This is a genomic window from Sphingomonas arantia, assembly GCF_042682045.1.
GTDB classification, from domain to species: Bacteria; Pseudomonadota; Alphaproteobacteria; order Sphingomonadales; family Sphingomonadaceae; genus Sphingomonas_R; species Sphingomonas_R arantia.
This window is the reverse complement of the sequence record NZ_JBHUGS010000001.1, coordinates 1019549-1043104: the sequence shown is the minus strand read 5'-3', so window position 1 is coordinate 1043104 and position 23556 is coordinate 1019549. Positions and strand designations below refer to the sequence as shown.

General features: G+C 67.5%; 22 protein-coding genes, 2 tRNA genes and 2 pseudogenes. 13 read left to right on the top strand and 13 right to left on the bottom strand.

Annotated elements, in window-relative coordinates:
- Positions 1–22 precede the first annotated feature (22 nt).
- From ACFSGX_RS04985 to clpX, 5 genes are all read left to right on the top strand, one after another.
- Positions 23–107, top strand: a tRNA-Leu gene (locus tag ACFSGX_RS04985).
- Positions 108–170: 63 nt separating this feature from the next.
- Positions 171–1742, top strand: coding sequence for a trigger factor (gene tig / locus ACFSGX_RS04980; RefSeq protein ID WP_380927913.1), 1572 nt, complete (start codon positions 171–173; stop codon positions 1740–1742).
- Positions 1743–1883: 141 nt separating this feature from the next.
- Positions 1884–2828, top strand: coding sequence for a glycosyltransferase family 2 protein (locus ACFSGX_RS04975; RefSeq protein WP_380928248.1), 945 nt, complete (start codon positions 1884–1886; stop codon positions 2826–2828).
- Positions 2829–2910: 82 nt separating this feature from the next.
- Positions 2911–3558, top strand: a complete 648-nt coding sequence (locus ACFSGX_RS04970; RefSeq protein WP_157175258.1) for an ATP-dependent Clp protease proteolytic subunit — start codon at positions 2911–2913, stop codon at positions 3556–3558.
- Between the two features lie 129 nt (positions 3559–3687).
- Entirely contained in the window at positions 3688–4956 is a 1269-nt protein-coding gene (gene clpX, locus ACFSGX_RS04965; protein WP_076073256.1) for an ATP-dependent Clp protease ATP-binding subunit ClpX, read from the top strand.
- A 94-nt stretch (positions 4957–5050) separates the two neighbouring features.
- Here the strand turns inward: clpX and ACFSGX_RS04960 are convergent, their stop codons facing one another.
- On the bottom strand, positions 5051–5311 hold the full coding sequence (locus ACFSGX_RS04960; RefSeq protein WP_380927912.1) for a hypothetical protein: 261 nt from the start codon (positions 5309–5311) through the stop codon (positions 5051–5053).
- Between the two features lie 133 nt (positions 5312–5444).
- Here ACFSGX_RS04960 and lon point away from each other — a divergent pair, with 133 nt between their 5' ends.
- The 3 genes and pseudogenes from lon to ACFSGX_RS04945 all read left to right on the top strand — a co-directional run bounded on the left by lon (position 5445) and on the right by ACFSGX_RS04945 (position 8414).
- Positions 5445–7847 carry an endopeptidase La gene (lon, locus tag ACFSGX_RS04955; RefSeq protein WP_380927911.1) on the top strand — a complete coding sequence of 801 codons (2403 nt, stop codon included), beginning with the start codon at positions 5445–5447 and terminating at the stop codon, positions 7845–7847.
- 100 nt (positions 7848–7947) lie between these two features.
- Positions 7948–8235, top strand: a pseudogene (locus ACFSGX_RS04950) (HU family DNA-binding protein); the annotation flags it as partial.
- A 104-nt stretch (positions 8236–8339) separates the two neighbouring features.
- Positions 8340–8414, top strand: a tRNA-Val gene (locus tag ACFSGX_RS04945).
- Between the two features lie 512 nt (positions 8415–8926).
- Here the strand turns inward: ACFSGX_RS04945 and ACFSGX_RS04940 are convergent.
- Both ACFSGX_RS04940 and ACFSGX_RS04935 read right to left on the bottom strand, forming a co-directional pair.
- Positions 8927–9820, bottom strand: a complete 894-nt coding sequence (locus tag ACFSGX_RS04940; RefSeq protein WP_380927910.1) for a hypothetical protein — start codon at positions 9818–9820, stop codon at positions 8927–8929.
- A 90-nt stretch (positions 9821–9910) separates the two neighbouring features.
- Entirely contained in the window at positions 9911–10129 is a 219-nt protein-coding gene (locus tag ACFSGX_RS04935; protein WP_380927908.1) for a hypothetical protein, read from the bottom strand.
- A gap of 104 nt (positions 10130–10233) precedes the next feature.
- On the opposite strand from ACFSGX_RS04935, the gene ACFSGX_RS04930 reads away from it, so the two are divergent.
- Positions 10234–11757 carry an amidase gene (locus ACFSGX_RS04930; RefSeq protein ID WP_380927906.1) on the top strand — a complete coding sequence of 508 codons (1524 nt, stop codon included), beginning with the start codon at positions 10234–10236 and terminating at the stop codon, positions 11755–11757.
- A 191-nt stretch (positions 11758–11948) separates the two neighbouring features.
- Here the strand turns inward: ACFSGX_RS04930 and ACFSGX_RS04925 are convergent, their stop codons facing one another.
- Positions 11949–12140: a hypothetical protein gene (locus ACFSGX_RS04925; protein WP_380927904.1), complete on the bottom strand. Its 192-nt coding sequence runs from the start codon at positions 12138–12140 to the stop codon at positions 11949–11951.
- Between the two features lie 41 nt (positions 12141–12181).
- Positions 12182–13681 carry a DHA2 family efflux MFS transporter permease subunit gene (locus tag ACFSGX_RS04920; protein ID WP_380927902.1) on the bottom strand — a complete coding sequence of 500 codons (1500 nt, stop codon included), beginning with the start codon at positions 13679–13681 and terminating at the stop codon, positions 12182–12184.
- Between the two features lie 168 nt (positions 13682–13849).
- On the opposite strand from ACFSGX_RS04920, the gene ACFSGX_RS04915 reads away from it, so the two are divergent.
- Positions 13850–14995 carry a mechanosensitive ion channel family protein gene (locus tag ACFSGX_RS04915; RefSeq protein ID WP_380927900.1) on the top strand — a complete coding sequence of 382 codons (1146 nt, stop codon included), beginning with the start codon at positions 13850–13852 and terminating at the stop codon, positions 14993–14995.
- Here ACFSGX_RS04915 and ACFSGX_RS04910 read toward each other — a convergent pair.
- The 5 genes from ACFSGX_RS04910 to ACFSGX_RS04890 form a co-directional block, all read right to left on the bottom strand.
- Entirely contained in the window at positions 14931–15323 is a 393-nt protein-coding gene (locus tag ACFSGX_RS04910; protein WP_380927898.1) for a response regulator, read from the bottom strand. The two genes, ACFSGX_RS04915 and ACFSGX_RS04910, sit on opposite strands and share 65 nt — an antisense overlap.
- Positions 15323–17941 carry a sensor histidine kinase gene (locus ACFSGX_RS04905; RefSeq protein WP_380927897.1) on the bottom strand — a complete coding sequence of 873 codons (2619 nt, stop codon included), beginning with the start codon at positions 17939–17941 and terminating at the stop codon, positions 15323–15325. The genes ACFSGX_RS04910 and ACFSGX_RS04905 overlap by 1 nt, the downstream gene beginning before the upstream one ends.
- 125 nt (positions 17942–18066) lie before the next feature.
- Positions 18067–18660: a DedA family protein gene (locus ACFSGX_RS04900; protein WP_380927895.1), complete on the bottom strand. Its 594-nt coding sequence runs from the start codon at positions 18658–18660 to the stop codon at positions 18067–18069.
- 54 nt (positions 18661–18714) lie between these two features.
- Positions 18715–19107: a VOC family protein gene (locus ACFSGX_RS04895; RefSeq protein ID WP_380927893.1), complete on the bottom strand. Its 393-nt coding sequence runs from the start codon at positions 19105–19107 to the stop codon at positions 18715–18717.
- A gap of 9 nt (positions 19108–19116) precedes the next feature.
- Positions 19117–19374, bottom strand: coding sequence for a DUF4169 family protein (locus tag ACFSGX_RS04890; protein ID WP_380927891.1), 258 nt, complete (start codon positions 19372–19374; stop codon positions 19117–19119).
- Between the two features lie 62 nt (positions 19375–19436).
- Between ACFSGX_RS04890 and rnc the strand changes: the two genes are divergently transcribed.
- From rnc to ACFSGX_RS04875, 3 genes are all read left to right on the top strand, one after another.
- Entirely contained in the window at positions 19437–20105 is a 669-nt protein-coding gene (gene rnc / locus ACFSGX_RS04885; RefSeq protein WP_380927889.1) for a ribonuclease III, read from the top strand.
- Positions 20102–21088 (top strand): GTPase Era, encoded by a 987-nt coding sequence (gene era, locus ACFSGX_RS04880; protein WP_380927887.1) that lies wholly within the window; start codon positions 20102–20104, stop codon positions 21086–21088. Before rnc ends, era begins: the two co-directional genes overlap by 4 nt.
- Positions 21089–21263: 175 nt before the next feature.
- Positions 21264–21545: a c-type cytochrome gene (locus ACFSGX_RS04875; protein ID WP_380927885.1), complete on the top strand. Its 282-nt coding sequence runs from the start codon at positions 21264–21266 to the stop codon at positions 21543–21545.
- Between the two features lie 33 nt (positions 21546–21578).
- On the opposite strand, the gene ACFSGX_RS04870 is transcribed toward ACFSGX_RS04875, so the two are convergent.
- The 3 genes and pseudogenes from ACFSGX_RS04870 to ACFSGX_RS04860 form a co-directional block, all read right to left on the bottom strand.
- Positions 21579–22304 (bottom strand): hypothetical protein, encoded by a 726-nt coding sequence (locus tag ACFSGX_RS04870; RefSeq protein ID WP_380928259.1) that lies wholly within the window; start codon positions 22302–22304, stop codon positions 21579–21581.
- Positions 22305–22313: 9 nt separating this feature from the next.
- Positions 22314–22376: pseudogene (locus ACFSGX_RS04865) on the bottom strand (zinc-ribbon domain-containing protein); the annotation flags it as partial.
- Between the two features lie 180 nt (positions 22377–22556).
- Positions 22557–23549 carry an SDR family oxidoreductase gene (locus tag ACFSGX_RS04860; RefSeq protein WP_380927884.1) on the bottom strand — a complete coding sequence of 331 codons (993 nt, stop codon included), beginning with the start codon at positions 23547–23549 and terminating at the stop codon, positions 22557–22559.
- Positions 23550–23556 lie beyond the last annotated feature (7 nt).

Below are 23556 nucleotides of genomic sequence, written 5' to 3'. Positions count from 1 at the left end.
TGCCCCGCCGACCGGGCCTCATGCGGGCGTGGCGGAATTGGTAGACGCGCTTGGTTTAGGTCCAAGTATCGCAAGATGTGGGGGTTCGAGTCCCTTCGCCCGCACCATCTCCGCCCCGCACGGGTGGAGTGCCTCCCCGGACGACATTCCGAGAAAGAACGAGAAGAGCGATGCAGACTGTCGAGACGCTGAACGAGGGCCTGAAGCGCGCCTACACGCTCACCATCCCCGCCGCCGACATCGCCAAGCGGGTCGATGCGGAGATCAAGCAGGCCGCCCCCACCATCCGCATGCCCGGCTTCCGCCCCGGCAAGGTGCCCGCCAACCTGGTCCGCAAGATGCACGGCCCGGCGCTCGAACAGCAGGCGCTCGACGCCGCCGTGCGCGACGGTGTCCAGTCGCTCATGACCGAACAGCGCTTGCGGCCCGCGATGCAGCCCGCGGTCGAACTGGTCGACGGGTATGAGCCCGGCAAGGACGCCGCGCTGAACGTCACGCTGGAAATCCTGCCCGACGTGCCGGAGCCGCAGATCGACGGCCTGAAGCTCGAGCGCCTGACGGTCGAGCCGACCGACGACGAGATCGACGCGCAGGTCCGCCGCCTGGCCGGCCAGCAGAAGAGCTTCGACGACGCGATGGAAGGCCATCCCGCGGTCGAGGGCGATCTGGTCGTCATGGACTTCGTCGGCAAGGTCGACGGCGAGCCGTTCGACGGCGGCACCGGCTCCGACATGTCGGTCGAACTCGGCTCCGGCCGGCTCATCCCCGGCTTCGAATCCGGTCTCGAAGGCGTCAAGACGGGCGAGAGCCGCACGCTGAACGTCACCTTCCCGGACGACTACAACGTCGCCTACCTCAAGGGTAAGCCCGCGACCTTCGACGTCACCGTCACGAAGATCCAGGTCCCCAAGGAAGCGGCCGCGGACGAGGATTTCGCCAAGTCGCTCGGCCTGGAGAGCATGGAACAGCTCCGCGGCCTCCTGAAGGGTCAGGTCGAGCAGGAATTGAACGGCCTCACCCGCACGCACATGAAGCGCAAGCTGCTCGACCAGCTCGCCGACTCGCACAGCTTCGACGTTCCGCCGTCGATGGTCGAGGCCGAGTTCGAGCAGATCTGGCGTCAGCTCGACCATGAAGCCAGCCACGAGGAAGACCCGGAGGCCGCCCGCGCCGAGCTGGAGACCGACCGCGACGATTACCGCGCGATCGCCGTCCGCCGCGTCCGCCTTGGCCTGCTCCTGTCCGAAATCGGCCAGCGCAACGGCGTCGAGGTCAGCCAGCAGGAAATGAACCGCCTGGTTGCGCAGGCCGCGCAGCAGTATCGCGGCGAAGACCAGAAGCGCTTCATCCAGTATGTCCAGCAGGACCCGATGGCCGCTGCCCAGCTTCGCGCGCCGCTGTACGAGGACAAGGTCGTCGACTTCCTGTTCGAACGCGCCGAGATCACCGACCGCACCGTCGGACGTGCCGAGCTCGAGTCCGAGATCGAGGCCGACGCCGACAATCTCGGCAAGGACCATGTCCACGGCCCGGATTGCGACCACGACCATGATCACGACCACGCCGGTCATGATCACGCCGCGCACGATCATGTCGATCATGACCACGCCGACGAAGCGCCGGTGACCGAAGCCGCCGCCGAGGCCACCGAAAAGACCGAAGCCAAGGCACCGGCGAAGAAGCCGCGCACCAAGAAGCCCAAGGCCGAAGCGGCCGAAAAAGCCGAGCCGACCGAAGGCTGATCCTCCCCGGGCGCGGTATCGCCGCGCCCGGTCTGGACTCCGCAGGTGGCGTGGCTACGCTGGCCGCCCGGACCCATCGAAAGACCCTGAGTGGCGACCGACGTCGACCCTTTCCGCGCAGACGCCGCGCCGCCGCCCGCCATCGCCGCGGACGCCGGCCGCCCCGCGCCCCGCATCGCGATCATCCTGCCTTGTTATAACGAGGAAACCGCGATCGCCGCGACCGTCGTCGCCTTCCGCGCCGCGCTGCCGTCCGCCGCGATCTACGTCTACGACAACAACAGCACCGATCGCACCGCCGCCGTCGCGCGCGCGGCCGGTGCCGAAGTCCGCGTCGAACGGATGCAGGGCAAGGGCCATGTCGTCCGCCGCATGTTCGCGGATGTCGAGGCCGACATCTACGTCATGGCCGACGGCGACGAGACCTACGACGCCGCCGCCGCGCCCCTCCTCGTCCAGCGGCTGATCGAGGAGCGGCTCGACATGGTCGTCGGCGCGCGCCGGTCGGAGGTCGAGGCCGCCTATCGCCGCGGCCACCGGCTCGGCAACGCGGTCCTCACCGGCATGCTCGCCCGGCTGTTCGGCCGCAGCTTCGGCGATATTCTTTCGGGCTACCGCGTCTTCTCCCGCCGCTTCGTGAAAAGCTTCCCGGTGCTCAGCGCCGGGTTCGAGATCGAGACCGAGATCAGCGTCCACGCGCTCGAACTGCGCATGCCGGTGGCGGAGGTCATGACCGCCTACGGCGCGCGCCCCGAAGGCTCCGAGTCGAAACTCGCCACCTACCGCGACGGCTGGCGCATCCTCACCACCATCCTGACGCTGTTCCGGATCGAACGGCCCGTGCTGTTCTTCGGCGGCATCGGCGCGCTGCTCGCCGCACTCGCCGTGCTCCTCGCGATCCCGCTGGTGCTCACCTATATGCAGACCGGGCTGGTGCCGCGCGTGCCCACCGCGATCCTGTCGACCGGGCTCAGCATCGTCGCGGTGCTCACTTTCTTCTGCGGCATTATCCTCGACACCGTGGTGCGCGGCCGGCGTGAGGTTCGGCGGCTCGCCTATCTCGCGGTCCCCGGCATCGGCAACTGACCGGGCATCACCCGCCTCTTGAACCTTCCCCGCCAAACGCCGATGTTGCAGGCAGCGCAGGGCATAAGGACCGAACACCCCCATGGCATATCCCGACCACGCCGACATCATCGGCGGCCTCGTTCCGATCGTCATCGAACAGTCCAACCGTGGCGAACGCTCGTTCGACATCTATTCCCGCCTGCTGCGCGAGCGGATCATCTTCATCACCGGCGGTGTCGAGGACCATATGGCCTCGCTCATCACCGCACAGCTGCTCTTCCTCGAGTCGGAAAACCCGAAGAAGGACATCTACATGTACATCAACTCGCCGGGCGGCGTGGTGACGGCGGGTCTCGCGATCCACGACACCATGCAATATATCCGCCCGCGGGTCGGCACCGTCTGCATCGGCCAGGCCGCGTCGATGGGCAGCTTCCTGCTCGCGGCCGGTGAACCCGGCATGCGTTCGGCGCTCACCAACAGCCGGATCATGATCCATCAGCCGTCCGGCGGCGCACAGGGCATGGCCGCGGACATCGAGATCCAAGCGCGCGAGATCCTGCGTATGCGGCATGCGCTCAACACGCTGTACGCCAAGTACACCGGCAAGCCGATCGAGGAGATCGAGCATGCGATGGACCGCGACAAGTTCCTCGAGGCCGACGAAGCGCTGAAGTTCGGCCTCATTGACGCGGTGTTCGACAAGCGGCCCATGCCGGAAGACGGGACCACGCCCGCCACGGTCTGATCCGAAGCCGGCCGGCGTCCGGTGAGTGCGGTCCAACCAGATCGCGCTTGCCGGGCCGGTTGGAGCCCGCCTACATTGCTTTTATCGCAGACCCCCCGTGGCAGGGGTCGACACAGGAACCGGACCACCATGACGAAACTGAGCGGCGGCGACTCCAAAAGCACCCTCTATTGCTCCTTCTGCGGAAAGTCGCAGCATGAGGTGCGCAAGCTCATCGCCGGGCCGACCGTCTTCATCTGCGACGAGTGCGTGGAACTGTGCAACGACATCATCCGTGAGGAGACGAAGTCGGCACTGGTCAGCAAGAAGGACGGCGGCGTCCCCAGCCCGCAGGAAATCTGCAACGTGCTCGACGACTATGTCATCGGTCAGAAGCGAGCGAAGCGGGTCCTGTCGGTCGCGGTCCACAACCATTACAAGCGGCTGAACCACGGCGGCAAGGGTGCCGACGTCGAACTGTCGAAGTCGAACATCCTGCTCGTCGGCCCCACCGGCTGCGGCAAGACCTTGCTCGCCCAGACGCTCGCCCGCATCCTCGACGTGCCGTTCACCATGGCCGACGCGACGACGTTGACCGAGGCCGGCTATGTCGGCGAGGATGTCGAGAACATCATCCTGAAGCTGCTCCAGGCGTCCGACTATAATGTCGAGCGGGCGCAGCGCGGGATCGTCTACATCGACGAGATCGACAAGATCAGCCGCAAGGCGGACAACCCCTCGATCACGCGCGACGTGTCGGGCGAGGGCGTCCAGCAGGCGCTGCTCAAGCTGATGGAGGGCACCACCGCCTCCGTGCCGCCGCAGGGTGGCCGCAAGCATCCGCAGCAGGAGTTCCTGCAGGTCGACACGACGAACATCCTGTTCATCTGCGGCGGCGCCTTCTCGGGTCTCGAGCGGATCATCGGCGACCGTCTGCAGGGCAAGTCGATCGGCTTCGGCGCCTATGTCGCCACGCCCGAGGAACGCCGCGTCGGCGAAACGCTCAAGCAGTGCGAGCCCGAGGATCTGCTGAAGTTCGGCCTGATCCCCGAGTTCGTCGGCCGCCTGCCCGTCATCGCGACGCTGGAGGATCTGGACGAGCCCGCCTTGATCAAGATCCTGGGCGAACCGAAGAACGCGCTGGTGAAGCAGTATCAGAAGCTGTTCGACATGGAGGATGTCCGGCTCGGCTTCTCCGACGACGCGATGGTCTCGATCGCCAAGAAGGCGATCGAACGCAAGACCGGCGCGCGCGGCCTCCGCTCAATCCTCGAGGGCATCCTGCTCGACACCATGTTCGACCTGCCCAGCATGGACGGCGTCGACGAGATCCGCGTCGACAAGGACGTGGTGGAGGGTCGCAAGGAACCAGTCCGCGTCTTCGCCAAGAAGGGCAAGGAAGCCCAGCCGGCTGCCTAGCCAAAACCCCTAACAGTTCCCCGGCGAAGGCCGGGGCCTCGGTGAACCACCTTCACCAAGGCCCCGGCCTGCGCCGGGGAACTACACCAGAGGGCTACTTTCGCGGCCCCCGCATCCGCGAAGCCAGCCAGACCCCCGCGAGAAACTGCACCGCGCCATAAGCCCGCCGCCGCCCCGGCCGCCCCTGGAACGGCCGCGTCAGCGCATCGACCGCGCCGACATCCGACTGCCACAGCGCCAGATGCCGCTCGGGCTGCACCATCCCCAGCAAGCCGTCCCCGATCATGAAGACCGCGCACATCTCCCCGGTCCGCGCGGCGGCAAGGGAGACGATGTCCTGTGTATTTCTGTTCATCCCCCATGAACGCATGGCCGACCAAAGTTGCCGCACGCCTCCGTGCCCCCACCGCACCCTTCATTGATTCAGCTTTTGTCCTTGCCCATATCCGTACCCAACAGGCCGCAATCGCATGGCCATCGGAGTGTACATGACCGAGACCCTTCCCGTTCTCCCCCTTCGCGATATCGTCGTTTTCCCCCACATGATCGTCCCGTTGTTCGTCGGCCGCGACAAGTCGGTCGCCGCGCTCGAAACCGCCATGGCGGCGGACAAGTCGATCTTCCTCGTGGCGCAACTCGACCCCGCCGAGGATGATCCCGACCGTTCGCAGCTCTACGATCTGGGCGTCACCGCCACCGTGCTGCAGCTGCTGAAGCTGCCCGATGGCACGGTCCGCGTGCTCGTCGAAGGGCGCCAGCGCGCGCGCATCGACAGCCTCGACGAAACCGGCGATCACCTGACCGCCGAAGTCGAGACGATCGACGACGTCGAAGCGACCGGCACCGAAGTGTCCGCGCTGATGCGCTCGGTCGTCGACCAGTTCGAGAACTACGCCAAGCTCAACAAGAAGACCCCGGCCGAAACCGCGGTCCAGCTCGGCCAGATCGAGGACGCGTTCCGCCTCGCCGATGCGGTCGCCGCCAACATCACGATCAAGGTCGCCGACAAGCAGGCCATGCTGGTCGAGATGGACCCCTCGAAGCGCCTCGAAATGGGCTTCGCCTTCATGGAGGGCGAACTCGGCGTGCTGCAGGTCGAAAAGAAGATCCGCAGCCGCGTGAAACGTCAGATGGAGAAGACCCAGCGCGAATATTATCTCAACGAACAGCTGAAGGCGATCCAGCGCGAGCTGGGCAATGCCGACGGTGAGGACGGCGGCGACGAGGTGGCCGAACTGGCCGCCAAGATCGCCGGCACCAAGCTGTCGAAGGAAGCCCGGACCAAGGCGACCGCGGAGCTGAAGAAGCTGCGCGGCATGGCGCCGATGTCGGCCGAGGCGACCGTCGTACGCAACTATCTCGACGTGCTGCTGGGGCTGCCTTGGGGCAAGAAGTCGAAGCTGAAAAAGGACATCGAAGCGGCGCAGGCCGTGCTCGACAACGACCATTTCGGGCTCGAGAAGGTCAAGGACCGCATCGTAGAATATCTCGCGGTCCAGGCGCGGACCAACAAGCTCAAGGGTCCGATCCTCTGCCTCGTCGGCCCGCCCGGCGTCGGCAAGACCTCGCTCGGCCGTTCGATCGCGAAGGCGACCGGGCGCGAGTTCATCCGCCAGTCGCTCGGCGGCGTGCGCGACGAAGCCGAGATCCGCGGCCATCGCCGCACCTATATCGGCTCGCTTCCCGGCAAGATCGTCACGAACCTGAAAAAGGCCGGCGCATCCAACCCGCTGTTCCTGCTCGACGAGATCGACAAGCTCGGCCAGGATTTCCGCGGCGACCCCGCCTCGGCGCTGCTCGAGGTGCTCGACCCGGAACAGAACAGCAAGTTCCAGGATCATTATCTGGAGATCGACATCGATCTTTCGGACGTGATGTTCGTCTGCACCGCCAACTCGCTCAACCTGCCGCAGCCGCTGCTCGACCGGATGGAGATCATCCGTCTCGAAGGCTACACCGAGGACGAGAAGGTCGAGATCGCCAAGGCGCATCTGCTCGACAAGCAGATCGACGCGCACGGCCTGAAGGCCAGCGAGTTCGTCCTGACCGAGCCGGCCCTGCGCGACCTGATCCGCTACTACACACGCGAAGCCGGCGTCCGCACGCTGGAGCGCGAGATTGCCAAGGTCGCCCGCAAGGCGCTGCGCCGCATCCTGGAGAAGAAGGACGAGCGGATCGAGGTCACCGTTGATAATCTCGCCGACTTCTCGGGCATCCGGAAATACCGCTTCGGCATCGGCGAGACCGAGGACCAGATCGGCGCCGTCACCGGCCTCGCCTGGACCGAGGTCGGCGGCGAGCTGTTGACGATCGAGTCGGTCACCACGCCGGGCAAGGGCCTGATCAAGACGACCGGCAAGCTGGGCGAGGTCATGAACGAGTCCGTCCAGGCCGCCTGGTCGTTCGTCCGCGCCCGCGCGCCCAGCTACGGGGTCAAGCCGTCGCTGTTCAACCGCAAGGACATCCACATCCATCTGCCTGAGGGCGCGGTGCCGAAGGATGGCCCCTCCGCCGGCATCGGCATGGTCACCGCGATGGTCTCGACGCTCACCGGCGTCCCCGTCCGGCGCGACGTGGCGATGACGGGCGAGGTCACGTTGCGCGGCCGCGTCCTGCCGATCGGCGGCCTGAAGGAGAAGCTGCTGGCGGCGATGCGGGGCGGGATCACCACTGTCCTGATCCCGGAGGAGAACGAAAAGGACCTCGCCGAAATGCCGGCGAACATCACGAGCACGCTCAAGATCATCCCGGTCTCGCACGTCGATCAGGTCCTGGCGCTCGCGCTTACCGAACCGCTCGAGGCGATCGAGTGGACCGAGGCGGACGAACTGGCCGCCCTGCCCCCCGTGCCCGTCCCGGGTGTGACGCCGGAGCCACCCGTCCGCCACTGATCGTGCGAATCGGGTGACGGCCGTTTGACAGCGCTTGCCTTGCGGCTGTTAGATGGCGAATTGACCGCGGCGGGCGACTCCGCCCGCCGCGAATTCGGGGGAACGTAAAGCGATGAACAAGCAGGAGTTGATCGGTGCCGTCGCCGAGGCGTCCGGCCTGACCCGGGGCGATGCGGTCAAGGCGGTCGAAGCGGTGTTCGACACGATGAGCGCCGTGCTTGCGCGCGGGGACGAAGTCCGGCTGGTCGGGTTCGGCACCTTCCTGGTGTCGCAGCGCAAGGCATCGACCGGGCGCAACCCGCGGACCGGCGAACCGATGAAGATCGACGCCTCTGCCCAACCGAAGTTCAAGCCCGGCAAGGGCCTGAAGGACGCCGTGAACGCTTGAACCGCCTTCGCCGCCCGCCTGACGGCGGCATCAGGGCTGGACAAGCCGGCGGCGACTCCCTAATCGGCCCTCTCACCGCGCGGCTTGCCGCCGGTTCCGGGCGTGGGCGCGTAGCTCAGTGGTAGAGCACACCCTTCACACGGGTGGGGTCGCAGGTTCAATCCCTGCCGCGCCCACCACGCCCCCTGAGGTCGAAGCGCTCGCGCAGGGCACGGCCGAACTTTCGAACACTCAAGCGCCAGATCCGCCCGGGTCCATACAGCGGCCACCCGATCGTGACACTCCGCTGTCTCGCGGCGCGTACAGTACCGGACCGCGGCATCGTCATTCGCCATCTGCGGACACCGCGCACCTCGCCCCGAGCAGCTTCACCACAAACCGGCATGCGGGCCGTCCATCCCACGAGGCCCGAACCGTTCCCCGGCGAAGGCCGGGGCCCAGACGCAACCGCTTCACCCAGGCCCCGGCCTCCGCCGGTGAACAACAGTGGCCGGCAACCAGCACAAAGCGGTGACGATCAGCCCGCGCCTCAACCGGACGCGACCGACTTGCCGATCACAGCAGCTCCGGGCCGATCCCCATCCCGCCGGAACAGCGTCGCGCCCCCTTCCGATCGCTCGTGACTGACCAGGACCGGGCAACCGCACCCCCGCGCCGGGTTCGACCCACGCCTCCACGCAGCAATGATCGTTCAGCTGTCCGGCACCATTGCGGAGACCGACAACGCCCCAGACCCGCGCGTCGTCGTGTCCGCCCCCACCGGCGACCCCCGATCCTCCGCCACCGCCGCCAACGGCATCGCCAGCCCGTACAACCCCTCAACCTGCGGATCCAGATTGGCGGCGATGAACGCCAGGTCGTCCGTCGACACCGGCGGATAGACATGCGGCTGATACGGCTTCACGCCCCTGCCCTTGTAACTGTCGACCGGTCGGAACACGTCGCCCATCGGCAACCCGGTCATCGCGGCCAGTGCGCGCGTCACCCCCTCCGGATCGGCCTGCACGCTCGCCTGATCGACCAGGCACAGATTATGCGCCCGCCGATGGAGTCCCGCCCAATGGGCCAGCTTCGCCGTCCGCTTCCGCATGGGATTGGCGAACCGCGCGCCGGTCTGCGGATCGCGTTCGTGCATCATCTCGGTCGCGTAGATCGGGTGCGCCTGGTCCACGCCCCAGAAGTCGCCGTACCAATAACTGGCCCATTCCATCCGGATGAAGTCGCTGAACCGCATCTGGCTGACCGCCGGGTCCAGATGCCATGGCTGGCGGTGGACGCTCTGCAACCATCCCACCGCATCGCGGGCGATCACCACGATCAGCGTCGACGGCTGGAAAAGCACCTGCGGCGGCACGAACCAGTGCTTGAACCCGTAGGCCTCGGTGAACGTCCCCTGCGGTAGATTGCCCTCGATCAGATGGATCAGCGCATTCGTCCCGCTGCACCGCTGGCCATAGACCTGGATCGTCCGGATCGCCTCGGGCGCCCGGACGATCGCCCGCACGCCCGCCATGCGCGTCTGCCACTCCACTGCGTCCATTCCGTCCCCCATCGCGACCGGCGTTCCGGCCGGCGCATCGCTCATGGCATCATTTCGCGCTGCCAGCACCACGGGCTGTTGTCGCGTTCATGCCATTTCGCGAAAGGTCGAACCCGACGACGAATGAACCCGCGCTCAATCCGCTTCCGTCCCCTTGTGACTGCCGAACCCGCGCGCCGCCATCTCCTTGGTCGCCGCATCCGCCTCGCTCGCACCACGCCGTGAGTCGTTGGCATCGTCCGCCTCAGCCGTCGGCGATGACCCGGCATCGACCGGCCGGGTCCGCGCGGCGGTCGCGTCCGCCGGCTTGGCCAGTTCGCGCTCGGGGGTCTGCGTGGGGCGCCGCTCTTCCATCGTCATTCTCCTTGTCCCGCGCCAACGCCGCCGAAAGCGCGCCGTTCCGCTCGCTTTCGGTCCGCTGCTTCGCCATGATGCGGCAACTGACATGGGGGAATGTAATGACTCGCCTGCTGCCGATGCTCCTCTTCTCGCTGTCCGTGCCCACGCTCGCCGCCGCACAATCGGCGGAGGACAATGTCCGCGCCACGATCGGCCGCGTCGAACGGCTGAACCCCCGCATCGGCGCGGTGCTGGCACTCGATCCCACCGCGCGCGATCAGGCTCGCGCGCTCGACCGTGGCCGCCGCGCCCGCGGTATCCTGTTCGGCATGCCGATCCTGCTGAAGGACAATATCGAGGCGAAGGGCCCGCTCCCCACCACCGCGGGCAGCCTGGCGCTGATCGATAACGTCACCAACCGTGACGCCCCCGTCACCGCATCGCTGCGTGCCGCCGGTGCGGTCATCCTCGGCAAGACCAACCTGTCCGAATGGGCCAACATCCGCTCCAACGCCTCGATCTCGGGGTGGAGCGCGGTCGGCGGCCAGACGCGCAACCCGCATGCGCTCGATCGCAACCCCTGCGGCTCCTCGTCGGGCAGCGGCGCCGCCGTCGCCGCCGGCATGGTCGATGCCGCGATCGGGACCGAGACGGACGGTTCGATCACCTGCCCCGCCGCGATCAACGGCATCGTCGGGCTGAAACCCACCGTCGGCCTCGTCAGCCGCACGCGCATCGTGCCGATCAGCCACAGCCAGGACACGCCCGGCCCAATGACGCGCGATGTCGCCACCGCCGCCCGCGTCCTGACCGCGATCGCCGGCACCGACCCGGCCGATGCCGCCACCGCACAGGCCGACCGCCGCCGCACCAACTATACCGCCGCGCTCAACCCCGCGGCGTTGAAGGGCATGCGGATCGGCGTTCTGCGCTTCGCGACCGGCTGGTCCGTGCCCGTCGACCGGCTGTTCGACGCCGCACTCGCCGTGCTCCGCGCGCAGGGCGCCACCCTCGTCGACATCACCGCGCTCAAGGACCGCGACAAGATCGGCCCGGCCGAAAACCTCGTCCTGATGACCGAGCTGAAGGCGGACCTCAACGCCTACCTCGCCACCACGCCCCCCGCGGTGAAGACCCGCACGCTGGCCGACGTCATCGCGTTCAACACCGCCAACGCGGATCGGGAAATGGCGCTGTTCGGCCAGGAAAGCTTTCTGGAGGCACAGAAGACCAAGGGCCTGACCGATCCGGCCTATCTTGCCGCCCGCGCGCTGTCGCTCCGCATCGCCGGGCGCGACGGGATCGACGCGCTGCTCGCCGCCAACCGCGTCACCGCGCTCGTCGCCCCCACCATGCCGCCCGCCTGGCTGATCGATACCGTCAACGGCGACCAGATCTCCGGCGGCGGCGCCGGCGGCCTCGCCGCGGTGTCCGGCTACCCGCATTTGACCGTCCCGATGGGCGCGGTCCGCGGCATGCCCGTCGGCCTTTCCTTCATCGGCCCCGCCTGGTCCGAAGCGCGCCTGATCGGCTACGGCTACGCTTATGAACAGGCGAGCCGGCTGAAGCTCACACCCACCTTCCGCAAGTCGGTCGAGACCGACGAAGACACGGAGAAGCTACTCCGACCGGCAAAGCGCTAATCAGATCGCGGGCCGAACCAACCCTGAAACCGTTCGTCCTGAGTAGGGACTGAGCGCAGTCGAAGGCCCGTATCGAAGGATCAGCCCCGCCCGCGAGGCGATGCTTCGATACGACCCCTCGATACGCGCAAGAGCGCTGCTCGGGCTCTACTCAGCACGAACGGATTAGGGGGGGCGCCCGGTCCAAACCCTCAAACGATATCCCGCCCCGTCACCAGACTTGGCACAACCGAAGACGGCGAATGGCTCCCCAGCGCCCCCGCCAGCAACGAAGCAACCGCCTCGCCCCGCGACGGCGCGCCTTTGGCCCGCGCGATCCAGGCGTCCAGCGCCGCCAGCGTTTCGGGGGACAAGGGCACGGGGATGATGGTCGGTTCGCTCATCCTCCGAACCTGCCAGACCCGGCCACGAAGCGAAACCCCCTTCACCCGCGATGCCCGCTCAGCTCCGCCCCCGCATCCTTGGCGAACCGCAGGTTGAAGATCGTCGCCGACGCCGAAATCGCCGTCACCACCAGGAACGCCGCGGTGAAATCACGCAGGCTCGGTACGCTCGCCCCCGATATCAGCATTCCGCCATGCAGCGCCGCCGCCCCGGTGCAGATCCCCAGCGATAGCATCAGCTGCTGGAACGTGGCGTAGAAGCTCGTCGCCGAACTCATCCGCTCCTTGGGGATCTCGTCATAGGCGATCGTATTGTACGCCGTGAACTGGAACGACATGAAGAACCCGCACGCCAGCAACGTGGCGAAGATCGCCGCCACCGGCCAGTCCGGCCGGAACAGCCCGCACACCGCATAGCCCGCACTCGCGACAAGCCCGTTCGTCACCAGCGCGCGCCGGAACCCGAACCGCCGCAGCAGCCGCGGCGCCAGCCCCTTCATCGCCAGCGACCCCATCGCGCCCGCCACCGTGATCGTCCCGCTCTCCGCCGCGGTCATGCCGAACCCCAGCTGCAGCATCAGCGGCAGCAGGAACGGCTGCGCACCCTGCGTGATACGGGTCAGCGACCCCGCGATCACCGACAGCCGGAACGACGATATCCGCATCAGCGACAGGTCCATGATCGGGTTCAGCACGCGCCGGGCATGGCGAATATAGAACCAGCCCGCGACCAGCCCGACCGCGGTCAGCACCATGCCCGTCACCAGTTCGCCCGACCGGCTCGCCGTCTCGAACCCGAACAGCAGGCAACCGAGCGAAACGCCCGACAGCACGAACCCGACGCCATCGAACGGCGAACGCCGCTCCGCACGATAGTCGCCGATATACTTCGTCACCAGCACGACGCCCAGCGTCCCGATCGGCAGGTTCAGCCAGAAGATCCAGCGCCAGTCGAGATAGGTCACGATGAACCCGCCCACCGGCGGCCCCAGGATCGGCCCGATCAGCGCGGGCATGATCAGCCACGACATGGCCGACACCATGTCCTCCTTGTTCGCGCTGCGCAGCAGGACCAGCCGCCCGATCGGGATCATCATCGCCCCGCCCAGCCCCTGCAGGAACCGTGCGCCCATCATGAACGGCAGGCTCATCGCCTGCCCGCACAGCAACGACCCGCTCATGAACAGCAGGATCGCCAGCCGGAACATCGTCCGCGATCCGAACCGGTCGGCCAGCCAGCCGCTGGCCGGAATGAAGATCGCCAGCGCCAGCAGGTAACTGGTCAGCGCCCCGCTCATTGCGGTCACCATCACGCCGAAATCGCGCGCCATCGTCGGCAGCGCGGTCGCCAGCACCGTCGCGTCCATCTGCTCCATGAATAGCGCGCACGCGATGATCAGCGCGACGACCCGGTAATTCCGCACGCTGCCCGCGCCGCTCGCCTGGTCCCGCGGCACCAGCGCCACCGCATCGGCCGCCGGCAATATGCCGTCGCGCACCTCCGCATTGATCGATGCCAGCCCGCGCCGCCGCAACCTCATGCGGCAATTCCCGCCGGCCGGACGCAGCTTGCGTCGCTCATGCTCTCACCCCTTCGCCGCCATTCGCATGCCGCAGGTCGGACCGCCCAGCTTACTCACAAGGAACCTCGCCACCGCTCTCCCGTTCCCCTAGGATATGCTGCACCGCAATATAAGCCAGGCCCGCCGATGAAGACGATCGACCGCTGGATCGAAACCTACGACAGCACCGCCATTCGGTTCGGCAGCGCGCTGGCGATCGGCATCGGCGCGATCCTGCTCGGCCTGCTGCTCCACCACGTCCTGATGCTCGTCGCGCGCCGCGGGGCCGCCCGCACCCCGTCCGGCACCGACGACCTGATCGTCGATCGGCTCGCCCAGCCGCTGCGCTGGGTGTTCTGCGCGATCGCGCTTACCGCCGTCCTGCCCGCGCTCCGGCTGAACGACGACGCGACCGAAATCTGGCAACGCATCTTCGGGCTCGGCGTCCCCGCGCTCATGGGCTGGCTTCTGATCGGCATCCTGAACGCGCTCCAAGACGTGCTGATCGCCCGCACCGACATCACGGTCGAGGACAATCTCCGCGCCCGCCGCAAGCGCACCCGCGCCGGCATCCTTCACCGCATCACCGTCTTCCTCGTGCTCGTCGTCACGCTCTGCATGATGCTCATCTCGATCCCCAGCGTCCGCACGATCGGCGTCACGCTGATCGCATCCGCCGGTCTCGCCGCACTTGCAGTCGGTGCCGCCGCGCAGCCCGCGCTGAAGAACCTGATCGCCGGGGTCCAGATGGCGTTTACCGAACCGATCCGGATAGACGACGCGGTCGTGCTCGACAACGAATGGGGCCGGATCGAGGAGATCACGCTGACCTACGTCGTCATCCGCATCTGGGACGACCGCCGGCTCGTCGTCCCCGTCTCGCGCTTCCTGGAACAACCGTTCCAGAACTGGACGCGCGAATCGGCGCAGCTGCTCGGCAACATCATCTTCTACCTCGATCCCACCGCCGACATCCCCCGCCTCCGCGCGCACCTCGCGACGGTCATGGACCGCATGCCGCTCTGGGACCGACGCTTCCACAATCTCCAGGTCACGGACATGAAGGCCGACATGATCGAGGTTCGCGCGCTCATGACCGCAAAAGACGGCCCGACCGCGTTCGACCTGCGCTGCGCGGTGCGGGAGGCAATGCTCGCCTACATCGCCGCCGAAATGCCGGAGGCGCTGCTCCAGCGGCGGATCACCCCGACGTCCGGCGACTGGCCTTTCAGTACGCCGGGGCCAGCAATCCGCGCAGCTTCGCCGCCAGCGTCAGCGGATCGAACGGCTTGACGATCAGCCCCAGCGATCCGGCGCAGCGGTAACGCTCCACATCGTCCGGCTGCGCCCGCGCCGTCATGAACACCACGGGCACCTTCGCCAGCCCGTCGATCTGCCGGACGCGCGCGACCAGCCCGGTGCCGTCCATCTCCGGCATCATCATGTCGACCAGCAGCAGGTCCGGCCGCCATGCGCCCCCACGCAGCAGCCTCAGCGCCGCGAACCCGGACTCCGCGGATCGGACATCGATCTGCGGATCCAGCGACAACGCCATGCCCGCGATCATGCGGATATCGGGATCGTCCTCGACATGCAGGACATGCAGCGCGGGCGGCGTCATCACCCGGTCTGGCCGCGCTGGGCGGCCGCGATCCCGTCACGGCCCGCGTCGTTCGCCGCAATCCCGTCGCCGTCGCTCCGCCCCGCCGGGCCGACCGGATCGTCTCCCCGATCGCTCGGCGCCGCGTCGGTCCCCACGCCCGCCCGCGCCAGCAGGCGATCGACCGCCGCGACCAGGTTGGCGGACGATCGCTCCGACCGGGCGACGACATAGTCGACCATCCGCTCCAGCACCGCGGTCACCGGACGCGTCGTGTACAGGATCGTCGCGACCGGATCGCCGCGCCCGTCCGCGTTCAACGCCGTCAGCCAGGCCGCCAGATCGTCCGGCGCGCCCTCCGACGGATCCTGATTCACGATCAGCACGACCGGCCGTTCCCGCCGCAGCAACGCGGTCGCCCCCGCCAGGTCGGGCGCCCCGCGCAACCGCGCCCGCCGACGCAGCGCCCCTGCCGTCCGATCGATCACCCCCGGATCGCTGTCGACATGGACGATCAGCGGACGTGCCGCCCCCATCCCGTCCAGCACCGTGCGCAACTGCGCCGCCAGCGCGCCGTCCGCGGTCTCGACCGCATCCCAGGATGCACGATCGGCATCGATCCCGAGCTGCACCGCGCCCCTGCTGCTGGCGATCACCGGCATCGGTAGGCGCGTCTCGGCCGGCCCGTCGCTCAATCCGGCCAGCAACGCCGGCCCGGTCTCGTCCACGCCGTCCAGTTCGATCAGCATCGCGTCGTAACTGCCGGACCGGATCGCCGCGCGCGCATCCTCCACGCTCGCCACCCAGTCGGCACTGCACCCGCCCGCATCCGCCAGCCGGCGCAGCCCGCACACCGCGGCCGGATGGTCGGCGCAGATCAGCATATGCGGCGTCTCGGTCGCGCCCGTCCGCAGGTTGATCGCGAAACAGAACCGCGCCCCGCCGCCCGCCCGCGGCTCGAACCAGATCGTCCCGCCATGCGCACGCACGATCTGCCGCGAAATCGCCAGGCCCAGCCCGGTGCCCACCGCCCGCCCGCCCGGTTCCGATTGCGCGAAACGGGTGAACAGCTGATCGCGGAACGCCTCCGGCACACCGGGCCCATGGTCGTCCACCATCACCACCGCGCGGCCCTGCCGCCGTTCCGCGGTGATCGTCACCGTCTCGCCCGCCGGGCTGAACCGGATCGCATTGGCCAGCAGGTTGGTCGTCACCTGCGCCAGCCGCCCCTCGTCGCCGCGCACCGGGATCACGCCCGCCGCGATCGACAGCGCGATGCGAACGTCGTGGACCGCGGCCAGCCCCTCGCTGCGATGCGCCACCTGACGCAGCACCGCGCCCAGGTCGAGCGGCTCCTCGCGGAACCGCAGTCCCCCCGCCTCCATCCGCTCGATATCGAGCAGGTCGTTGATCAGGTCGATCAGCCGCTGCGAATTGTCCTCCGCCACCTGCACCAGCCGCCGTGCGCTGTCGGACAGGTTGGCCTGCGCCGTCGCGCGCAGCAGGCCCAGCGCACCGACGATAGACGTCAGCGGCGTGCGCAGTTCGTGGCTCACCGTCGCCACGAACTCGTCCTTGATCCGCTCCACGCGCTTGCGTTCGGACACGTCGCGGATCGCGGCCACCACGCGCAGCCCCGTCTCCTCCGGCATCAGCCCCAGCGACACGTCGACCGGGACCATGCTGCCGTCGGCGTGATGCGCAACCCGGTCGATCCGGTACGGCTCCGCCAGCCGCCCGTCGATCAGCCCCAGCCGATCGGACAATGTGCCGCCCGCGGGCAACGCATCGGTCAGCGCGGCGATGTCCTTGCCGATCAGGTCGACCGGCGGCCGGCCGACGAGCTGGACCAGCGCGGGGTTCACCGCCTGGATCACGCCGTCCGGATCGATCAGCGCCACCGCGTCGCTCGTCGCCGCGAACACGCCGCGCAACCGCACCGCCGCGGCATGCACCGCCGTCTCCAGCCGATGCTTCGACCGCCGCCCCCGCCATTCGCGGGTCAACGCGACGGCGGCCAGCGCCGCCAGGAACGCGACGAGCAGCACCACCTGCCGCTCGACCGCGGCGATCCGCTCGTCGTCCGACGCGACCTGTCCGGCGATCATGCTGTCCTCGTCCGCGATCATCGCCGCGCCGACCGCACGCACCCGGTCCATCGCGCCCGACCCGGTCCGCCCCACCGTCTGGCGTGCGCTCGGGCTGCCGCGCATCGCGTCCACCCGCAGGATCGCGCCCAGTTCCCACAACTCCGCGTCGATCACCCGGTCGAGCACGGCATAGCGCTGCTTCTGCGCCGGCGTTTCGGGGGGATGATCGTCCAGCCGCGCGCGATACCGCGCAATGTCCGCGATCGCCGGCCGGTACGACGCCAGGTACGACCGGTTTCCACTGATCAGGTACCCGCGCTGCGCGGTTTCGGCATCCTTCAGGCGCGACAGCAGGTCGGACACGATCGTCCGCCGCTCGAACGCGCGGATCAGCCGGCCGCGCCCCTCCACCGCGCGCTGATATTCGGATCGGATTCCGACCGCGCCGAACGCAAGCAACAACGTCGCGATGATCCCGACGAGCACGAACTGCTTGCCCCGCGGGCGGGGTCGCGGTGCCGTCAGGTCGTGATCGAACATCGTGTTCATTGACGACCCCCCGGTCCCGGCAACCAGCGCTTCTGCGACGCTAAGTTGTTCCGGGCGCTAGGCGTATCGCGTTTCGGCGGCTTTGCAAGGGGACTGCGCACCTTTCCTGTGACCGGTAACAGGATTCAGTCCGCGTCGTCCCCCGGCGCGCGCGCGACCTGCCGCACCCACAGCAGCCGGGCGACCGCGATCACCAGCGCGATGCCCCCCGCAACCGCCAGCACCACGGGCAGCGTCGGCAGATGCGGCCTGAACCGCCCGGCCAGTTCCTCGATCCCCTCGCCGAACCCATAACCGAGCCCGGTGAAGATGACCGCCCACAACAGCGCCGCGACCGCGTTCAGCATCACGAACCGCATCGCCGGCACCTGCGACGTGCCGATCGCGACCGGGCTGACCGTGCGCAGTCCGTACAGGAACCGGAACGCCAGAATGAACCCGACCGGGTGGCGTTCCAGCGCACGCAACGCCCGAGCGAACGCCGGCTTTCCCATCACCCGCCGCACGCGCGGATGATCGCGGTACCGCCGCCCCAACGCGAAGAAGATCTGGTCCGACGTGAACGATCCGCCCGCCGCCACCAGCGCCGCACCCCACAACGGCACCAGCTCGCGGTGCGCCAGCACCCCGCCGGTCAGGACGACCGTCTCGCCCTCCAGCCCCGCGCCGACGAACAGCGCGATCAGGCCATAGTGCGCCACGAGGGTTTCGATCGACATCCCGCCGATCCTTGCCCGAACTCCGGGGCGCCCGCTACCGCGCAGACGGACCGGTCAGAAATAGGGTTCGTCGGTCAGCCGCTGCGACACCCACCAGATATTGCCGCGCGGATCGCGGATCCCGCCCTGCCGGTCGCCATAGGGCATGTCCCCGACCGCCATCTCGCAATGCCCGCCCGCCGCCAACGCCCGCGCCATCGCCGCATCGGCATCGTCCACATACAGGTACAGCGACACCCGGCTCGCGGGATACACCGCGGAAACATCACTCAGCATGATCGTCGTCCCGCCGAACCGCAGCTGGACATTCGCGATCCCGCCATCCCCCCGCATGCTCCGCCCAACCTCGACCGCCCCGAACGCGGCGATGAGGAACGCGACATACGCGTCCCACTCTTCCGCGAAGATATACGGTACAACTGTGCCAAAGCCGGGTGGCACGATCATCGTCTTCTCCTAAGCCCCCTCCTCCTCAGGGGTTGGGGGTGGGGGCAACAGTTCAGCGGGCGCACTCTGCCCAGGATCAGCAGAACCCGATCGCCCCGCCAACAAAGCCCCATCCAACACCCGCTCCACCCGCGCCTTCGCCGCCTTCTCCGCCGCAACCTCACCCTTGGTCCGCCCGAACTGCACCCGCCGCGCGGCCGCCGTCTCCGCCGCCACCGCCCGCGCCTTCTGCTTCCGCACGCGCCCCAGGTTCACGATCTCGCCCATGCGCAAACGATACGCCCATCCGGCATCGACGCAAAGGCCCCGCCTGCGCTATGGCAGCCGGAATGACCGCCGATCCCCTTGCCGCCTGGCTGCCCGATGCGCTGGGCCACGAACCGCGCGACATCGCCCTGTTCCGCCGCGCGCTGACGCACAGCAGCCACGCCGGCGCCACCTACGAACGGCTCGAGTTCCTCGGCGACCGTGTGCTCGGCCTCGTCGCCGCCGACTGGCTCTACACACTGTTCCCCGACGAGCCCGAAGGCGCCCTCTCACGCCGCCTCAACGCGATCGTCAGCCGCGAAACCTGCGCCGTCGTCGGCCGCGCGATCGGCGTCGACCGCATGCTCCGGCTCGGCAAACAGGCGCGCGACGACGGCGCGGTCAACAGCGGCAACGTCGTCGGCGACGCGGTCGAGGCACTGATCGGCGCGCTGTATCTGGAGGGCGGCCTGCCCGCCGCACAGGCCTTCGTCCGTCGCGCCTGGGGCTCGCTGGTCGATGCCGGCGCGCAGGCCCCGCGCCATCCCAAATCCGCGTTGCAGGAATGGGCCGCCGCGCATCGCTGCCGCCCGCCCGTCTACACGTTGCTCGGCCGCACCGGCGCGCACCATGCGCCGCGCTTCACCGTCGGCGTCGCCATCCCCGGCCGCGCCGAGGCGCAGGCCGAAGGCGCATCGAAACAGGAGGCCGAGACCGAGGCCGCCACCAAATTACTGGAGTCCCTGACGTGACCGCTTCCGACGCCCCCGAAACGCCCGAGCCCGCCCCTGAGCTAGAAACGGCCGGCCTCCACACCGCCGAACCCGCAACCGTCGCGGCACAAGACCAGCGCTGCGGCTTCGTCGCGGTCGTGGGTGCGCCGAACGCCGGCAAATCGACGCTGGTCAATGCGCTCGTCGGGCAAAAGGTCGCGATCGTCAGCCCGAAGGCGCAGACCACGCGCGTCCGCCTCATGGGCGTCGCCCTCGAAGGCGCGTCGCAGGTCCTGCTCGTCGACACGCCCGGCATCTTCGAACCGCGCCGCCGGCTCGACCGCGCGATGGTCGCCGCCGCCTGGGGCGGTGCGCAGGACGCCGACGTCATCGCCTTCGTCATCGACGCCAAGACCGGCCTCACCAAACGCCTCGAACCGCTCGTCCAGTCGCTCGCCGAACGCCGCGAACCGAAACTCGTCGTGCTGAACAAGGTCGACATCACCCCGAAGGAGAAGCTCCTCGAACTCGCCATGCGGCTTCAGGAGATGCTCAACCCGGAGGAGATCTTCATGATCGCCGCCAGCACCGGCGACGGCGTCGCGGGGCTCAAGGCCGCACTCGCCAAGCGCGTCCCCGCCGGCCCGTGGCATTTCCCGGAGGATCAGGTCAGCGACGCCACCGACCGCATGATGGCGGCCGAGGTCACGCGCGAACAGCTCTACCTCCAGCTTCACGCGGAACTGCCCTACGCCTCGGCGATCGAGACCGAGAAATATGAGGAACGCAAGGACGGCTCCGTCGTGATCCACCAGCAGATCCACGTCGGCCGCGATACGCAGAAGGCGATCGTGCTCGGCGCAAAGGGCGTCCGCCTCAAGGAGATCGGCAGCCGCGCCCGCGCCGAACTCGAACATCTCCTCGACCGCAAGGTCCACCTGTTCCTGCACGTGAAGGTCAACCCGAAATGGGAAGACGACCGCGGCCTCTACAAGGAAATCGGCCTGGACTGGGTCGAGTAGGACCACGCCGCTGCCCCGCCTCCCCATCCTCCTCATCGGCGGCGCCGGCGTCGCGCTGGTCGCGACGCTGCTGCTCGCCCCCGGCGAAAAACTGCCGCGCCCGCAGGATACGGCCCGCGCCGCCGCCACGCTGCCCGCCCGCCTCGCGGCGGCCGACATTACGCACGGCGCGGCCGTGTTCCGCCGCTGCGCCGCCTGCCACACGGTCGGCGCCGGCGGCGGCGACACGGATGGCCCGAACCTCCACGACGTCGTGAACAACCCGGTCGCCAGCCGCCGCCCGCGCTTCGCCTACTCCGCCAGCCTCGCCGCCACCGGCGGCACCTGGACCCCCGCCCGCCTCGACGCCTGGCTCACCAACCCCCGCGCCGTCGCCCCCGGCACCAGCATGGCCTTCGCCGGCCTGCCCAACCCGCAGGACCGCGCCGACGTCATCGCCTATCTTGGCAGACAGTAGACTAGTTCCCGCCAGATGCTTTCGCTAATTAACTTATTTGCCCCATTTCAGCCCGGAAACATTGAACTCAAATTGAGGATTCCCAGCCTCATAAAGAGTTTTCTCAATTACCACTTTTTTCGCTTTTTTTAGGTTTGTAATAAATTTAGTCGCTCCAACGATGAATATCGTATCACTACTGTTATCGGCAGGCCCATTAAAACTAATCGTTTGGGATGGACCACTATCAAATCGAACTGTTCCGCTACAACCCTCATATGAGGGGCACATCATCTGGCCTGAGCTAATGGTAAGAACCACATCGGTTCCATTCGAGGGCATGTGGCGAACTGTCATGCGCATACTAGTATTCGAATCGTAAGGAAAATCTTGGTCTATCGTGTTTGTGCTCGTCGTCTCCGCAAACCGCGAGGTATCGCCACGCACCTTGTCAACGTCCGTTGAATACACCCAATTTTCAGCCGGAGTAGGTGATTCAGTTGCATTTTGGGAGGTGGAAACATCCGAAATCTCTTCCAAATTATTCGCGTTGCCTGCCACAGAATTTTCTGGAGAAATTGCGTTCGATGAATCACCGTTAAACGATCCAATCATCGCCAGAATAATGACAATCACCAAAAAAACGCCGAGGGCCTTTCGCTTTTTGTTACGATCGTCATTGGCATGTTCGGTATTTTTGGCGTTCGTATCTCGCTTGTCTTCAATATTATCAACTAGCACCTCGGGTGGTATCGCCGAATATTTGCCTTCGTCTGGCACTTGACCCGCCCCACAAAACTGACAGAAACGAGCTCCGTCGGAGATCCCCTCTCCGCATTGAATACAGTACATCCAGCGCCCCCAAATTAATCACCAAAACCCACTAGCCCGGCAACTATTATGTTGCCTTATTTTACTGTCAACGAATGAACGTAATATCCTGCGTTCTAAAGTGGGCTCCGAGAGACGATGATCCTCGCCTCCGTTGCGAAAGGTTTGTTCAGGGCATTAATTGAAGGAAACGCACCGCACTCAGGGATTGCCCTTCCCCCCATGCGCGCCGACCGCGGTGCCGGTGCTGAAGCTCGCCTCGTCGGACGCTAGCGCCACGTACAGGCTGCCCAGCTCCGCCGGCTGACCCGCGCGGCCGAGCGGGGTGTCCTGCCCGAACTCGCCTATCGTGCCGGGCAGCTGCCCACCCGCTACCTGCAACGGCGTCCAGATCGGGCCCGGCGCCACCGCATTCACGCGGATGCCCTTCTTCGCCAGCTGCTTGGCCATCCCCTTGGTCAGGTTGAGGATCGCCGCCTTCGTCGCGGCATAGTCGATCAGTTCCTCGCCCGGATCGTAGCTGTTGACCGAGATCGTGTTGATGATGACCGACCCCGGCGGCAGGCTCGGGATCGCCGCCTTGCTCACCCGGAACACATGGTAGATGTTCGTCTTGAACGTCCGGTCGAACTGCTCGTCCGTGATTTCCAGGATGTCCGCCTTGCTCTGCTGATACGCGGCATTGTTCACCACGATGTCCAGCCCGCCCAGGCCCGCGATCGCCTTGCGCACGATACCCTCGCACGCCTCCAGTGTCCGGATGTCGGCCGGGATCGCCACCGCCTTGCGCCCCGCCTGACGGATCAACGCGACGACTTCGCGCGCGTCCGGCTCCTCCGTCGGGTAGTAGTTGATCGCGACGTCGGCCCCCTCGCGCGCGAACGCGATCGCCGCCGCCCGGCCGATCCCGCTGTCGCCCCCGGTAATCAACGCCTTGCGCCCGGTCAGCTTGCCCGACCCGCGATAGCTCGTCTCGCCGTGGTCCGGCCGCGGCGTCATCTTGCTCGCCAGCGCCGGCCAGGGCTGGCGCTGTTCCGGGAACGGCGTGTTGGTATATTTGGTCCGGGGATCGCGCAGCGAGGGTGCCGCACCACCACCGCCCGCCTGCGCAAGCCCCGGTGCCGCAGTCGCCGCCGCGATCCCGATCGCCGCACCACTTAAAACCGTCCGTCGCGAAGTGCCGTCGCCGTCCATCTGCCGT

What these genes read in the sequence shown, in the direction of transcription:
- ACFSGX_RS04905 (WP_380927897.1), bottom strand. Translation starts at nt 17,941, where the DNA reads ATGAACACGATGTTCGATCACGACCTGACGGCACCGCGACCCCGCCCG.
- rnc (WP_380927889.1), top strand. Translation starts at nt 19,437, where the DNA reads ATGACCGCCGATCCCCTTGCCGCCTGGCTGCCCGATGCGCTGGGCCAC.
- ACFSGX_RS04960 (WP_380927912.1), bottom strand. Translation starts at nt 5,311, where the DNA reads ATGAACAGAAATACACAGGACATCGTCTCCCTTGCCGCCGCGCGGACC.
- ACFSGX_RS04895 (WP_380927893.1), bottom strand. Translation starts at nt 19,107, where the DNA reads ATGATCGTGCCACCCGGCTTTGGCACAGTTGTACCGTATATCTTCGCG.
- ACFSGX_RS04915 (WP_380927900.1), top strand. Translation starts at nt 13,850, where the DNA reads ATGAAGACGATCGACCGCTGGATCGAAACCTACGACAGCACCGCCATT.
- ACFSGX_RS04930 (WP_380927906.1), top strand. Translation starts at nt 10,234, where the DNA reads ATGACTCGCCTGCTGCCGATGCTCCTCTTCTCGCTGTCCGTGCCCACG.
- lon (WP_380927911.1), top strand. Translation starts at nt 5,445, where the DNA reads ATGACCGAGACCCTTCCCGTTCTCCCCCTTCGCGATATCGTCGTTTTC.
- ACFSGX_RS04900 (WP_380927895.1), bottom strand. Translation starts at nt 18,660, where the DNA reads ATGTCGATCGAAACCCTCGTGGCGCACTATGGCCTGATCGCGCTGTTC.
- ACFSGX_RS04860 (WP_380927884.1), bottom strand. Translation starts at nt 23,549, where the DNA reads ATGGACGGCGACGGCACTTCGCGACGGACGGTTTTAAGTGGTGCGGCG.
- ACFSGX_RS04890 (WP_380927891.1), bottom strand. Translation starts at nt 19,374, where the DNA reads ATGGGCGAGATCGTGAACCTGGGGCGCGTGCGGAAGCAGAAGGCGCGG.
- tig (WP_380927913.1), top strand. Translation starts at nt 171, where the DNA reads ATGCAGACTGTCGAGACGCTGAACGAGGGCCTGAAGCGCGCCTACACG.
- ACFSGX_RS04935 (WP_380927908.1), bottom strand. Translation starts at nt 10,129, where the DNA reads ATGGAAGAGCGGCGCCCCACGCAGACCCCCGAGCGCGAACTGGCCAAG.
- ACFSGX_RS04925 (WP_380927904.1), bottom strand. Translation starts at nt 12,140, where the DNA reads ATGAGCGAACCGACCATCATCCCCGTGCCCTTGTCCCCCGAAACGCTG.
- ACFSGX_RS04910 (WP_380927898.1), bottom strand. Translation starts at nt 15,323, where the DNA reads ATGACGCCGCCCGCGCTGCATGTCCTGCATGTCGAGGACGATCCCGAT.
- clpX (WP_076073256.1), top strand. Translation starts at nt 3,688, where the DNA reads ATGACGAAACTGAGCGGCGGCGACTCCAAAAGCACCCTCTATTGCTCC.
- ACFSGX_RS04940 (WP_380927910.1), bottom strand. Translation starts at nt 9,820, where the DNA reads ATGAGCGATGCGCCGGCCGGAACGCCGGTCGCGATGGGGGACGGAATG.
- ACFSGX_RS04970 (WP_157175258.1), top strand. Translation starts at nt 2,911, where the DNA reads ATGGCATATCCCGACCACGCCGACATCATCGGCGGCCTCGTTCCGATC.
- ACFSGX_RS04920 (WP_380927902.1), bottom strand. Translation starts at nt 13,681, where the DNA reads ATGAGGTTGCGGCGGCGCGGGCTGGCATCGATCAATGCGGAGGTGCGC.